At 46.5% G+C, this 12,940-nt stretch carries 13 protein-coding genes and 1 tRNA gene; 5 read left to right on the top strand and 9 right to left on the bottom strand.

Annotated elements, in window-relative coordinates:
* Window positions 1-113: 113 nt before the first annotated feature.
* From W04_RS05555 to W04_RS05565, 3 genes are all read right to left on the bottom strand, one after another.
* Window positions 114-2,825, bottom strand: coding sequence for an SLBB domain-containing protein (locus tag W04_RS05555; RefSeq protein ID WP_053910126.1), 2,712 nt, complete (start codon window positions 2,823-2,825; stop codon window positions 114-116).
* Between the two features lie 117 nt (window positions 2,826-2,942).
* Window positions 2,943-3,719, bottom strand: coding sequence for a YdiY family protein (locus W04_RS05560; RefSeq protein WP_022945994.1), 777 nt, complete (start codon window positions 3,717-3,719; stop codon window positions 2,943-2,945).
* 20 nt (window positions 3,720-3,739) lie between these two features.
* On the bottom strand, window positions 3,740-4,561 hold the full coding sequence (locus W04_RS05565; protein WP_022945993.1) for a mechanosensitive ion channel family protein: 822 nt from the start codon (window positions 4,559-4,561) through the stop codon (window positions 3,740-3,742).
* 316 nt (window positions 4,562-4,877) lie between these two features.
* Here W04_RS05565 and W04_RS05570 point away from each other — a divergent pair.
* Window positions 4,878-4,953 (top strand) — tRNA-His (locus tag W04_RS05570).
* Window positions 4,954-5,562: 609 nt separating this feature from the next.
* The gene (locus W04_RS05575; protein WP_053910127.1) at window positions 5,563-6,009 is read left to right on the top strand and encodes a transposase; all 447 of its coding nucleotides are present in this window, start codon (window positions 5,563-5,565) and stop codon (window positions 6,007-6,009) included.
* Window positions 6,010-6,193: 184 nt separating this feature from the next.
* Here the strand turns inward: W04_RS05575 and epmA are convergent, their stop codons facing one another.
* On the bottom strand, window positions 6,194-7,156 hold the full coding sequence (epmA, locus tag W04_RS05580; RefSeq protein WP_053910128.1) for an elongation factor P--(R)-beta-lysine ligase: 963 nt from the start codon (window positions 7,154-7,156) through the stop codon (window positions 6,194-6,196).
* Between the two features lie 66 nt (window positions 7,157-7,222).
* Complete coding sequence (efp, locus tag W04_RS05585; protein WP_022945989.1) at window positions 7,223-7,789, bottom strand: elongation factor P; 567 nt, start codon at window positions 7,787-7,789, stop codon at window positions 7,223-7,225.
* A gap of 41 nt (window positions 7,790-7,830) precedes the next feature.
* On the opposite strand from efp, the gene epmB reads away from it, so the two are divergent.
* Complete coding sequence (epmB, locus tag W04_RS05590; RefSeq protein WP_053910129.1) at window positions 7,831-8,847, top strand: EF-P beta-lysylation protein EpmB; 1,017 nt, start codon at window positions 7,831-7,833, stop codon at window positions 8,845-8,847.
* A 56-nt stretch (window positions 8,848-8,903) separates the two neighbouring features.
* Here the strand turns inward: epmB and W04_RS05595 are convergent, their stop codons facing one another.
* Window positions 8,904-9,116, bottom strand: coding sequence for a hypothetical protein (locus tag W04_RS05595; protein ID WP_022945987.1), 213 nt, complete (start codon window positions 9,114-9,116; stop codon window positions 8,904-8,906).
* Between the two features lie 69 nt (window positions 9,117-9,185).
* Between W04_RS05595 and W04_RS05600 the strand changes: the two genes are divergently transcribed.
* Together W04_RS05600 and gph are read left to right on the top strand one after the other, a co-directional pair.
* A complete protein-coding gene (locus W04_RS05600) occupies window positions 9,186-9,485 on the top strand; it encodes a hypothetical protein (protein WP_045980396.1) in 300 nt (99 codons plus the stop codon).
* Between the two features lie 27 nt (window positions 9,486-9,512).
* On the top strand, window positions 9,513-10,184 hold the full coding sequence (gph, locus tag W04_RS05605; RefSeq protein WP_053910130.1) for a phosphoglycolate phosphatase: 672 nt from the start codon (window positions 9,513-9,515) through the stop codon (window positions 10,182-10,184).
* Here gph and W04_RS05610 read toward each other — a convergent pair.
* From W04_RS05610 to W04_RS05620, 3 genes are read right to left on the bottom strand one after another with little or no spacing between them, the layout of a single operon-like run.
* A complete protein-coding gene (locus W04_RS05610; protein WP_053910131.1) occupies window positions 10,181-11,134 on the bottom strand; it encodes a sulfite exporter TauE/SafE family protein in 954 nt (317 codons plus the stop codon). The two genes, gph and W04_RS05610, sit on opposite strands and share 4 nt — an antisense overlap.
* Window positions 11,135-11,150: 16 nt before the next feature.
* Window positions 11,151-11,942 carry a TauD/TfdA family dioxygenase gene (locus W04_RS05615; protein ID WP_053910132.1) on the bottom strand — a complete coding sequence of 264 codons (792 nt, stop codon included), beginning with the start codon at window positions 11,940-11,942 and terminating at the stop codon, window positions 11,151-11,153.
* A complete protein-coding gene (locus W04_RS05620; RefSeq protein ID WP_053910133.1) occupies window positions 11,939-12,922 on the bottom strand; it encodes an L-tyrosine/L-tryptophan isonitrile synthase family protein in 984 nt (327 codons plus the stop codon). Before W04_RS05620 ends, W04_RS05615 begins: the two co-directional genes overlap by 4 nt.
* Between the last annotated feature and the right edge of the window lie 18 nt (window positions 12,923-12,940).

Below are 12,940 nucleotides of genomic sequence, written 5' to 3' on the forward strand. Positions count from 1 at the left end.
TATAACGCAGCTTTGCACCGCGTTAATAATTCGCTTTATAAGGTTTTTTAAGCGACTAGCCATATTTTAAACCTCAAAGAGGCAACCACATATTGTGATTGCCTCGTCCAATATTACAGCGCACCAATTGCTGCTACGGCTACACCTACTTGATACAAGATCTGTGTCGCAGTGCTCCACAACGTGAGTGTATCTATGTATTCGGCGTTAAGAGGCACAACAATAGTATCACCTGGCTCTAACTGAGTAGAACGATTAGCAGCGAACCAGCTACTTTGCTCCGGAACCTCTACTGCGCCGTTCGCTTTGATGATATAAATTCTCTCGTCATCTGCACGCTGTTTTAAACCACCGCTACGCTTAATGTAATCTTCTACGCTCACATCAGGCTGATAAAGGTGAGAAGTTGAAACATTTACTTCACCAATCACACTCACTGTGTTGCGCTCACTTGGAATATACAAGGTATCTTTATCACGCATTTCTAAGGTGGAGCGGTTATCTGCAATAGCCTGCAAATCAATAACTAAGCGGCCAAGGGCATCAACATCAGACAAATCTTTCAATAAATTATCCATATCTGAATAACTTAACGATGTGTCAGTGACTGAGCTCTGGAAGCTACGTGAGGCCATTTCTCGGCGTAAGTCTTCTGAGAGCTTACGTAATTGTTGTTGCTCTTGAAGGCGGATTGCCTCACGGGTGAAGATAGCACCTTCGGGAAATGCGTGCTCGGTAAAACCACCAGCACGACCTAACACATCATTCAGGGTTTCGCCGCGCTTAATGGTATATACGCCCGGAAATTTAACTTCACCAACTAAGCGTACACTGATGTCATCTTGCCAGTTAGGTGTTGGAAAAATATTAACTGAATCTTTACTGTTAATTTGATAAGTTTCTTCGCCATTGAGCGCTGCATACAAACTCACATCAACATGTTCAACCGTGGCTTGCTCACCTTTTACAAATCGCGTGATCTCTGCACGCTGTAGATACGCAGACTCTTTTAACCCACCCGCAGCCGCAATGGCTGTTTTCATAGTTGCATTTACAGGCAGAGGATACACCCCAGGGAAGTGTACTTCTCCATTGATGCCAAACATGGCTACTTGGTCATTGTAAGAAGCCTGTTGATTCAGTTTTAAAATAATAGGTCGCAACAGCAGCTCTCGACTAAATACCGAGTAATCTTCTTCTGGGATCTCTTTTTGCTGCCCTTGAAGTAGTGCGGTTAGGCTATCTATTTTGTCTTCTTCTTGCTTTGCAACCGCCGCTGCAAGCTCTTTGTCAAGCGTGTTACCTAAACCGATGAAATCATAAAACTGCTTATTCTCATACTCTTGCCATAACTCCATCTTATCTTGTAATTCAAGCTGCTCTTTAGTCAAAGCCATGGATGAAAGTACGCGTTTTTCATCCTCTTTGGTTTGATAGCGGCTAAAGATAACGATTACATCTCGAGGCTGAAGTTCAAGATTGTGGCGCTGATCTGATTCAAGCGCTTTTGCAGGTGAGAATTGATGGATGGCAATGTCACCTTTGATATTTTTCTCACGTACGATTAATCCGTATTCGTAATCAGCAATAGGCAGCAGATCTGATTTCAAAGAACCAATTAAACGGGTAACTTTGTCGCCTTTTTTCCATGCATAGTTGCCAGGGTAAGTTACGGCCCCCATGAGCGTAACGGCATTTTCTAGTTCATTACTTGATTCAGGAACCTTAATTTTATCGCCATCTTTTGGCTGATAATCATTTGTAGATTCACTTAAATCTAATTGAATAACCGTTTTAAAGCTGTTGCCTTTAAAACGTTCTACTAAGGTTTTTTTAGGGAATGCATCAGCCTTCAAACCACCAGCCATAGTTATGAGGTCTCGTGCTGTTTCCCCATCTTTCAGTTCAAAAATAGCAGGGCGGCGAACCTGTCCACTAACAGCAACCTGTTTTCCCACAGGAGGAATAAATACAACATCACCGGGCTTTAATATGGCGTCATTCGAACTGTCGCCACTGACCAGTAAATCGTATAGATCTAACGTGGTCACTTTTTTCCCTGCTCGTTTTAGCTGAATGTTACGAAGAGAACCAATTTCAGTGACTCCACCACTGACAAACAGTGCGTGAGTAATAGAAGCCAATGAAGGCACCGTGTAAGCACCCGGCTTATGTGCCTCGCCTAGCACGAGTACACGCATACTGCGTAAACGCCCCATAGACACAAACGCTTGCGCGCCAATGATTTCTTGCTCAACTTTAGTTTTTACTAATTCTTTTACTTCGACAAACTGCATACCAGCCACGCTAATAGGCGCAAGCTTAGGAATAGTAAGGCGGCCCTCTCTGTCGACGGTGACTTCTTCGTTAGTGCTTTCTTTTCCGTAAAAAGAAATATTAAACGTATCACCTGGGCCAACAAGGTAAGTGTCTGGAACTAATGCATTCTCTGAAGGCATAAAGGAGGTGGGTTCACCAGCAAAAAGTTCGTAACCAAATGGCTCCAATTCATCTTCTTTTGGTTTGAACTTTTCCTCTTCGGTCAGTTCTTCGTCTTCTTCACCGAAACGGTTTTTCTTATCTTTGTCTTCATCCGTTCGAGGAAATACACTCGGAAACTCTTCGCTATTACCTTCCTCTTCACCACTTTGGCTTTGCAAAGCTTTCAGGTCAACACCGTACTTCTTTGCCAGCGCCTCTTGTTGCGCTTTAGGTAACTTTTTGAATTGTTCCATCTGCGCCTGAGTGGGCTGCGCTGTTTGCGCAAGCGATGACGACGACGATGCTAATATAAGTGTTACTAGTAAAAGTTTTAAGAACTTCACAACATCCCTTCCCGAGAATAGAAAAATAGAAGACAACCGCGGCATATTACCGGAATTTTGAGCGAAAAAAAACGGAAGATGGTGGTCTTCCGTTGTTATCTCGCGTTACTTGATTTGTTAAAAGTTATACACCAAGGTTAACGCGGTTTCGGTGTCAGTGTTTTCTTTGTCATCCGCAACATCGGAGTTATGAGTGACGTTAAAGCCCACTTTCATTTGCAAAGAGCCATTAATTTTAGTTAATAGCGCTGTTTCAGAGCGAGTTTTAGTGTTGGTACTACCGTATTCCATCGCAACTAGCTGAGTAAATTTGGCACCCTCGGAGATTTGCCAAGTGTAATCAGCCTTTGCTAGGGCGATCACTTCCCCTTCCCACTCGTCAGCCAGTAACTCACCGTCATCGCCTACTTCGGTGCTATCGTCTGGGTATTGGAAATACTTATAACCCGGACCAATTTCCGCATTGAGCACCATGGTGTCGGTATCGAGCAAACGCAAACCGTAACCGCCAGAGACCACCGCTTCTTGGCGGTAAGCGCCAAAGTAGTCACTTAAATAGGAGCCGTACACGAATAAGTGCGCGTTTTCCTCGTTGAGCTTGTAGTTACCCTGCGCCGATGCAAAATACTTTTCGTTAGTGCGCTCAGTTACTTTAGTACCGTTGTCTTTCTCGACTTCGTCTTCTTTATAGATGCCGTCGAGCTTGTACTCGTTATTCCAGTTTTCAAGGTTGTGCTTTACGTTTAAAGCGCCCTTGAATGTAGTTGTTTCGGTATTACCACTGGTGATAATGGCACCTAGCTCAGCGTTGGCTTCCCAAGTCTTTTTTTCGCTAGCCACAGCGCTCGTTGCTACGCCTGCAGCAACGAGAACAGATAAATACTTCAATTTCATGTCAGCGCGGTTCCCCTAGTTTATTCGCTGGTTTTATGTAAATGCACATCCATTTGTGGATATGGAATACCGATGTCGTTGTCATCTAATGCAATTTTGATGTTTTCCATCAAATCAAAATACGTTGGCCAATAGTCAACGGTGTTTACCCAAGGGCGAACCACAAAGTTCACACTTGAATCAGCCAGTTCGTTCACGGCCACCGTGTATGCTGGCTCTTTTAACAGCCTTGATTCAGCATCAAGCACTGATTTTAAAACTTCTTTGGTCTTTTTAAGGTCGGCATCGTAGCTCACGCCAATAACCAAGTCGATACGACGCGTTTTCTCACGTGAGTAGTTTACGATGGCGCCAGACATAATTGATGAATTAGGCATCACGATAATTTTATTATCTGGTGTGTTGAGCTCAGTAGAGAAGATTTCAATTTTACGAACGCTTCCTGCTTTACCGCCTGCTTCGATGTAGTCACCTGATTTAAATGGACGCAAAATAATGATCAGCACACCCGAAGCAAAATTAGAAAGCGACCCTTGCAATGCCAGACCTACGGCCAAGCCCGCCGCACCTAGAATAGCAATAAAGGAAGTGGTCTCAACACCTACTTGTGATAACGCCATTAAAATAGTGGCGATGAACACCAAGGCATAAATGATGTTGCCACAGAATGAGCCAACCGCTTTGTCTACTTTACGCTTGGCAAAACCTTTTTCAGTCAGCTTGCTACACCACTTAGCAAGGCGCATACCGACCAAAAAGACAATCAGTGCCAAAACAAATTGAATGGCGTAGTGAGTGAGCAGTCCGGAATTTTCCGACAGCCAGTTTGTTATTGCTTCCATTAGCGCTCCTAATTATATGCTGATAGCCCATGACACCTTACAACTTTATGCTTTGTACCTATGCGCCGTAAAGTACCTAATCTATTATTTTCTCAAGCCGAACCTAAACGCCAACTGAACATTAGTGCAACTCAAGCAACAATAAGCTTAGCATATGCTTTCCGTGCTGTAATACTCCGTGGTTAAGCGGCTTTCATTGTGTTCACTGAACAAATTTGCAGCGAACGAATAATTATCTTAAATTTACACTTCACAAGGTGGCGGAAACTATGTATTATGCGCGCCACACATCACGAGGTGATGTATCCCCTTTGTGGCGGCTGTAGCTCAGTTGGTAGAGCCCTGGATTGTGATTCCGGTTGTCGTGGGTTCAAGTCCCATCAGTCGCCCCATTCTTTTCTTTCTTATTTTTATTCCTTATTTAAATCAAACAGCTATCAGCCCGTTTTTATTCCGTATTACGCCAATATTATGCCTAATAGCTTGCTTTGCAAGGCTAAAGCCTTGCCTACAACACATCTGGCGGAACCTGTAGGTTGGGCTTTAGCCCAATCTCGTGCTGTGCAAGGCCGAAGCCTTGCCTACAACACATCTGCCTGAACCTGTAGGTTGGGCTTTAGCCCAATCCCGTGCTTTGCACGGCTGAAGCCTTGCCGACAACAAACCTACCCTGAACCTGTAGGTTGGGCTTAAGCCCAATCACGCGTTTTGCAAAGCAGAAGCCATGCCTACAACACACCGACCCTGAACTTGTAGGTTGGGCTTTAGCCCAATCACGCGTTTTGCAAGGCTAGAGCCTTGCCTACAACACACCGACCCTGAACTTGTAGGTTGGGCTTTAGCCCAATCACGCGTTTTGCAAGGCTAGAGCCTTGCCTACAACACACCGACCCTGAACTTGTAGGTTGGGCTTTAGCCCAATAGCACCTTCACCCCAACACAGGCAACCTTGTAACTCTCGAGCTATAATTAAATGTCCACCATATTCAAAGGAGCTGAATATGCCTTATAGTGATTTATTAAAAGGACGTTATTCGCAAATTCACCGTGAGTATTTTATTACTTTTTGTTGTTACAAACGCATACCATTTTTTGCCTCTGCGAAACTAGCACAGCTATTTTGCACCACGATTACAACGAATGAGCAGGCTTGCGGCTGCCAATGGTTAACCTGGGTCTTAATGCCAGACCACTTTCATGGGCTTGTGTTGCTGCACCATAGCGATCTTAGCGCTTGTATACGGCACCTAAAAGGTTGCACCGCAGCCATGGTTAATCGTCAATTACAGCGTCGCGGTAAAGTTTGGCAAAGCGGGTTTTATGATCACGCTTTGCGTGAGGATGAGCAGCGCATTCATATAGCCAGGTACATCGTTGCCAACCCATTGCGAAAAGGAATTGTCTCTAGTGTGCGATTATACCCGTACTGGAATTCGGTTTATTTATAGGTGGCAAGGCTAAAGCCTTGCCTACAATACACCTATCCTAAATCTGTAGGTTGGGCTTTAGCCCAGTCATGCGCTTTGCAAGGCTGAAGCCTTGCCTACGAGAAACTTGTTTTGTAAGGCTAAAAGCCTTACCTACACTAAATCTGTTCTGCAAGGCTGAAGCCTTGCCTACAACAATTTGAGGTTAGGCGCGTTCAATGTCGAAACTAAGCACTTCGCGAATATGCTTTTTGCCACAGGCAATCATCACGAGACGATCCACTCCGAGGGCGACCCCAGCACATTGTGGTAGGCCAGCATCCAATGCTGCTAACAAGTTTTCATCCAAGGCTACGGGCTCAAGGCCTTTAGCAATACGTTTGTTGTTGTCATTGGCAAAGCGCTGGCGCTGTTCACTGGCGTCGGTCAGCTCATTAAAGCCATTAGCGAGCTCTTGCCCTTGGTAATACAGCTCAAAACGCCCGGCAACGCGTGGGTCTTGCTCATGAAGACGCGCTAGTGCCGCTTGCGAGGCCGGAAAGTGATACACAAAACACGGCTGTTGCTGGCCAATCGTTGGCTCTATCAGCATGCAAAATAGCAGCTGTAATAAAGTGTCAGCATCTTCTTCATTTGCGGCGATATCAGCAAAGCCATGAGTGCTTGCAAGCTGCTTTAATTCACGCAAACTTGCCGTTAGCGGATCCACACCCAGCACCTGTATAAACACCTGCTGATAGCTTATATATTGGGCTTTTTCACAATCCAGTAGCTGTTGCATCAATTCGTCAATCTCAGCCATAAGGTCAAACTCATCAAAGCCTGGACGATACCACTCAAGCATAGTGAACTCAGGGTTATGATGACGGCCATTTTCCTCGTTACGAAAGGCTTTACAGATTTGGAAAATAGCCCCACTGCCTGCTGCAAGAAGGCGCTTCATCGCATATTCGGGAGAGGTTTGTAAATACAGTGGCAAGCCCTCGGCATAGCCTTGGCCCACAAACCGTGTAGCAAAGCTATGTAAGTGTTCATCACTCACCGACGCCTTGCTTAGCGACGGGGTATCCACCTCCATCACATCACGTTGATAAAAGAACTGCCTAATCTGCTGAATGAGCTTAGCGCGCTGCTGCAAAGTATGAATATCGGCACTGGGCTGCCACATCACAAAAATCTCCCATAAAAAATCCCAGCGCGGCTGCCCGGGCTGGGATATACACGTATAAGGTGCTTATTTTACGCGGCCCACGTACTCAGCTGAGCGGGTATCAACCTTAATCACTTCACCAATTTGGATGAACAAAGGAACACGTACCACGGCACCGGTACTTAAAGTAGCAGGCTTGCCACCGGTACCAGCCGTGTCGCCTTTTAGGCCTGGATCGGTTTCAGTTACTTCAAGTTCAACGAAGTTGGGTGGCGTTACTGCAATCGGATTGCCGTCCCATAAAGTAATGGTGCACACATCGTTTTCTACAAGCCATTTTACGTTGTCGCCCACAGCTTTTTCATCAGCAGCGATTTGCTCAAAGGTCTCGTTGTTCATGAAGTGCCAGAATTCGCCATCTGTGTATAGATAAGCCAGGTCGGTATCCATTACATCAGCCGCTTCCACACTTTCGCCTGACTTAAAGGTTTTCTCTAATACCTTACCTGAGATCAGTTTGCGGATACGAACGCGGTTAAATGCCTGGCCTTTACCCGGCTTAACCACTTCGTTTTCTAGGATGCTGCAAGGCTCGCCATCCAACATAAATTTTAGGCCACCCTTGAATTCGTTGGTGCTATAATTCGCCATCTTGTCCTCTAATAACCGTTTTTCGAGTAATTAATCCGTCAATGATACAAAGAATCGAAGTAAATTTGCATAAAAACTGGCAAAAAGAATTAGCCGATGTAGTCACTCGCCCCGAAGAGCTGCTGAATATGTTGGATTTACCCCCCGATGCGTATCAACCAGATAGTGAGGCCAAAAGCTTATTTAATCTACGAGTACCGCGCCCCTTTATCGCCAAAATGGCCAAGGGTGACGCCCGCGATCCCTTGTTATTACAAGTACTGCCACGACGACAAGAGTTTCAGCAACACTCGCAGTACAGTGTCGATCCATTGCAAGAACAAGATAACAACGAGCCGGGTTTATTACACAAATACCGCTCCCGTGTCTTATTGATGTTTAAAACCGCGTGCGCAATCAACTGCCGATATTGTTTTCGTCGTCATTTCCCGTACCAAGATAACCAACTCAATAAAGCCGCTTTGGCCGATAAACTAACCTACATTGGTAATCATCCAGAGATCAATGAAGTGATCCTCAGCGGTGGCGACCCGCTCATGGCAAAAGACGAAGCACTGGCATGGTTTTTAGATAAGCTAGAGCAACTCCCCAACATTAAGCGTTTACGCATTCACTCGCGCTTGCCGGTGACCATCCCGGCACGCATTACCGAGCAGTTATGTCAGCGTTTTGCCCAATCGCCCTTACAAATAGTCTTTGTGCACCATATTAATCATGCCAACGAGGTCGATGAGGTTTTTAGCCACGCCTGTAAAAAGCTGACCCAAGCAGGAGTAACGCAGTTGAATCAAGCGGTGTTATTGAAAGAGGTCAATGCCAATGCGGCTGCGCAAATCGCCTTAAGTGAGCGCTTATTTGCCGCCGGGATACTCCCCTACTACCTGCATCAATTAGACAAAGTGCAAGGCGCCGCACATTTTGAGGTAAGCGATGATGAAGCCCGCACTATCATGGCAGAGGTACTTAGCGAACTGCCTGGCTTTTTAGTGCCAAAGTTGGTGCGTGAGGTCGGTGGCGAACGCAGTAAAACCCCCATTGATCTGCATTTAGAGCCATAAAAAAACCCGCTTAACGCGGGTTGCTTGGGGTTCATTTACGACGCGCTGCCTTGCTATTACACGTGGATATTAATGTTATTACCCAAGGTTGCCGTAGTCGAGGCGGCTGGGCTCTGCGCTGCTTTGGTCACATTACCTGCTGACTCAATCAACGCCAATGCAGCCTGGCCATCGGCTTGCTGTCGTTTCTTAGCAAGGGCCGCGCTATAAACCTCGGCGCCTTGATCGGCTGTGCTCATGGCGGGAAGTGAACTTCCTGATATATTCATAACGCTACCTGACATTTTAAATGAATCCACGTACCATATCGGCCATCTGCTCTAAAGCTTTAGAAAAAAATGCACGCAATTATCGAAAAGTTAAACGAAAACCTTAAACTCGCCTATCGTCAGGCCTTAGACGCCGATCAAAAACTGGATCAGCTACAAAAAGAAGGCCATGGTAAGTTTCAAGCCTTGTTCAATCGCGACGCGGGATTCGACTTTGAAGCAAAGCGCTTTAAACCCTATGTATTAGACGTGGCCGCCGATGTCGAGGCACTTTCCCAAGCCGAGCAACTTGATGAACAAAAGTTGAAACAAACCGTGGTTAAACTGCAACATATACTCACTTTGCTGGCGACTTTTAAAGACCAGTAAAGTCCTGTTTAAAACAAGGATGTTAAAATGCAATTGCCTCACTCGCTGACTTGGGTTGGCTTTGATTTAGACGGCACCTTAGTCAATACCGCTGCCGATATCTGCGCCGCCATTAATACCACGCTGGAGCATTACCAAGTCGGTCAAGTCACCGTGGACGACGTGCAAACTTGGATAGGCAACGGTATTGATAAAGCCACCGAGCGCGCCTTAGCAAAAGTGGGCGCCACGCATATTGATGTTAGCGCGGCGGCGGCGAAAGTCAGTGCTGCTTACAACCAATGTGTGACCGATTCCTCGACTTTATATGTTGATGCCAAAGCGACCCTACAAGCACTGCAGCAGCAAGGGTTAAAGTTATTACTTGTCACTAATAAAAATGAAAGCCACACTCATGCTCTGGTAAATGCACTGGGCGTTGCCGATTACTTTGATGCCATTGTCTGTGGTGACACTCTGCCCCAGCGCAAGCCAGACCCAGCCATGCTGTTTAGTGCCTTAAATAATCTCAGTCTTGATATTAGCGAAGGCGTGTATGTGGGAGATTCAAAAAATGATGTGGCAACCGCCAGAAACGCCGGCTGCCCGGTGATCTGCGTTAATTATGGCTACAACCACGGGTTGGATATTGCCGATGCTAATCCAGATAAAATCATCACCCGCCTTGGAGAGGTCGAGACATTGCTCGCGGCGCGTTAAGCGCCTTTTGCCTTCACCCACCGCTCGCGGAGTATGCCCCCGCGTTGGCGCAATGCAAGTACAACCACCGCGAGCGTTGCCGCCACCAATAGCACCTTCAATACCAGCGAAAATTGTAATATCACCACCGTTGAGCACACTTCAACGAATATCAGCGCATAAATAAAGCGTAATACGTACTTTTCGTTGATTTTACTCATTACATACCCTCCTAGCGGTGCGCCTATGGCGACCACGGGAGCGGCGAAAAACCACGGTTCAAAGGCCACATGAGCGCCGCTTAGCTGCCCTTGTAAAATGAGCAGTACACTGCCAGTCACAGAAAGTATCGCCATAAAACACACTGTGGTTGGGATCAGTGCTTTGGCATCGAACTTTTGCCGCAATACCAGGTAGAAAAACAGCAAGGTATCAGCTCCGGCGCCAATATATGCCGAGAGTAACCCGCCCAGTGTGGCGATAAGATAGAGCGACCAGCTGTTTCGCCACTGCAGCAACCGCGTATCACAGCGCTGCATCAATAAGTAACTACAAGCCAATAGCAAGAAACTAAAGGTGATCTTAAGAGGTTCACCGTCAACCGATAATGAAAACCCACACGCTAAACCAAATAAAGCAAAGGGCATTAATCGCGCCAGCAGTGACCAATATATACGGACCCCGCGAGAAACAAAAAAAATGGTGGCAAAGGTCATTCCCACAGACTGAATCGCCAATGAGAAGACCTTTGCGCTGTGTGCTTCAAACCCGAATAACTTAGTGAAGACCGGAAAAGCAACAGCTCCGCCACCTAAGGGCGTCGCACCTGCGACAAAGGATCCTAATACCATAGTCAACGATGTGCCCCAGTTATGCACAGCATCAGTGACACTGAACTGCGTCGCAAATGCTGAACTCCACGCTATAAAAAATAGCGTCAGTAAAGTGGGGTAAAGATAAGCTCTTTTCATCGTTATTGGTTGCTCGTTACAAAATATGAACACGCTTAAGGTGTCGCGTTAGCCCTTCACCTTGAAAGCGGTGGCGACCATGCAACATGGCATGGTTATCCACCAGCAAGTAATCGCCTTGTGTCCACTGATGGGCGTAGAAGCTATCGCTGTCATATAGGTGAGCTATCAGCTCACGCAAAAAAGCGTCACCTTGCGACGAGGACATGCCCTGCACCTGGGTCTCCACTGGATTAACAGCCATATTATCCTCATTGAAGGGTTCAATAAAGCGCATTCGCTGACGTTTAGTCGCTGGATGCGGGCTAATCAGTGGCTCCTCAATAGCCCCACCATAATGCGCCTTTTTCTCAGCAAAATAGCGGATCACCTTGTCTTGATATTCCTGCAACTGCTGGGATGAACAGCTCTCAAGCAACCTACAGGTATTCACAAAGGTGGTTTCACCGCCACCACTCATGGCACTACTTTGTAGACACTGAAAGAAGTTAAATCGCGGCGTTGCCCCTGCAAAGGCACCATCCCAATGCAGCTCAACCTTTCCTTGACTAAAAATATGATTTTGCGGCTGTTGGTTTATTTTTAAATCCAGCACATAGCCAAAATCCCACGCCAGCAGCGGCCCCAGTTTTTTCGCAAAGGCCACCATTTGCTCATCGCTGCTGGGGTCAAAGCCACGCAGCAGCACCATACCTTGGTTCAAGATCACTTGCTCAAGTTCGGCAATGTTTAAATGTGCTAGTTTCTTAGCACCGCTTTCTCGTGCGTCAATCGTGAAGCACGCCGGTGAGACCTGCTCGCTGATCATAACTGTGGCTCTCTGTGCATACGCTCATAGTGGCTGGCTTGGCCATTAATAAACACTAAGACACAACCCAGCTGTTCAGCTTGCTCCCGAGGCATCAAACTGTGCTCGTCGCCGTCTTTAACGAGTACCGAGTGCCAAGGCGTGGTCCACACGTCGTTTTGCGATACCAGTGAAATGCCGATTTTCTCAGAAACCAGATACTGCGGGTGAATCGATAATCGCAGCGCCTCGGGTAACTCCTGTTTCAACAACCGCCCCCACGCATTACTGCGCTGAATAACACGGTAAGCGGCGGTTTTAGCAACCTTTTGCAGCGCTGTGCGGCTATGTTGAGAAAACTTTTCGATACCCGAGAAATCTTCTAACATAAAGCGGGTAATACCCTTGTACATGGTGCTGGCTTCTTTCTCTGTTTTAATGCGCTGACGCAGAGATTTTAGTGTTTCACCGTATTCAATCATCAGCTCCTCAAGCAATACCGCGAAGTCATTGACCTTGTCATATACATCTTCGAGGTTAAAGAAGTCGAAATAATCTGGATAATGTTGATTGGCAAAACGACGCAAGCCGTTTACATACTCACTGACATGGGCGTCGCTGACATGGATAATATCGGCGAAAACGCGCCCATCCGAGCAAATTGTTACTTTTGCACCCGGCTCATAAACCTCTTCAATTTGCTGACATAATTGCACCAGCCGCTCAAATGCAAAAAACTCTCCTTTATCTGGCAGGTAGCCCAAGGTTTTGTTGCGATTGGGTGATTTTGCCGGAAAGGCTGGCAGCACCATATTGATGGGCTGCTGGCGGTGAACAAAATCCAACACCTTTTCATAATGACCGGCTATTTGCTCGTCAAACGCCACATCTTGCTCAATCGGTAGCAGCCGCCGCTGGGCAAAAATGAGTTCTAAAATAGCCAGCGCAGTGGCATCCGCCGTGTGTGCATTAACCCTGTTGTTGTTTGCTAAATTTTCCATTTTTGTGCTCTTTGTTCT

The sequence above is a fragment of the Pseudoalteromonas sp. SW0106-04 genome, assembly GCF_001293805.1.
Taxonomy (GTDB): Bacteria; Pseudomonadota; Gammaproteobacteria; order Enterobacterales; family Alteromonadaceae; genus Pseudoalteromonas; species Pseudoalteromonas ruthenica.

Excerpts from the sequence above, each read along its gene's own strand:
- W04_RS05560 (WP_022945994.1), bottom strand. The coding sequence starts at position 3,719 with ATGAAATTGAAGTATTTATCTGTTCTCGTTGCTGCAGGCGTAGCAACG.
- W04_RS05565 (WP_022945993.1), bottom strand. The coding sequence starts at position 4,561 with ATGGAAGCAATAACAAACTGGCTGTCGGAAAATTCCGGACTGCTCACT.
- W04_RS05575 (WP_053910127.1), top strand. The coding sequence starts at position 5,563 with ATGCCTTATAGTGATTTATTAAAAGGACGTTATTCGCAAATTCACCGT.
- epmA (WP_053910128.1), bottom strand. The coding sequence starts at position 7,156 with ATGTGGCAGCCCAGTGCCGATATTCATACTTTGCAGCAGCGCGCTAAG.
- efp (WP_022945989.1), bottom strand. The coding sequence starts at position 7,789 with ATGGCGAATTATAGCACCAACGAATTCAAGGGTGGCCTAAAATTTATG.
- epmB (WP_053910129.1), top strand. The coding sequence starts at position 7,831 with ATGATACAAAGAATCGAAGTAAATTTGCATAAAAACTGGCAAAAAGAA.
- W04_RS05595 (WP_022945987.1), bottom strand. The coding sequence starts at position 9,116 with ATGAATATATCAGGAAGTTCACTTCCCGCCATGAGCACAGCCGATCAA.
- W04_RS05600 (WP_045980396.1), top strand. The coding sequence starts at position 9,186 with ATGCACGCAATTATCGAAAAGTTAAACGAAAACCTTAAACTCGCCTAT.
- gph (WP_053910130.1), top strand. The coding sequence starts at position 9,513 with ATGCAATTGCCTCACTCGCTGACTTGGGTTGGCTTTGATTTAGACGGC.
- W04_RS05610 (WP_053910131.1), bottom strand. The coding sequence starts at position 11,134 with ATGAAAAGAGCTTATCTTTACCCCACTTTACTGACGCTATTTTTTATA.
- W04_RS05615 (WP_053910132.1), bottom strand. The coding sequence starts at position 11,942 with ATGATCAGCGAGCAGGTCTCACCGGCGTGCTTCACGATTGACGCACGA.
- W04_RS05620 (WP_053910133.1), bottom strand. The coding sequence starts at position 12,922 with ATGGAAAATTTAGCAAACAACAACAGGGTTAATGCACACACGGCGGAT.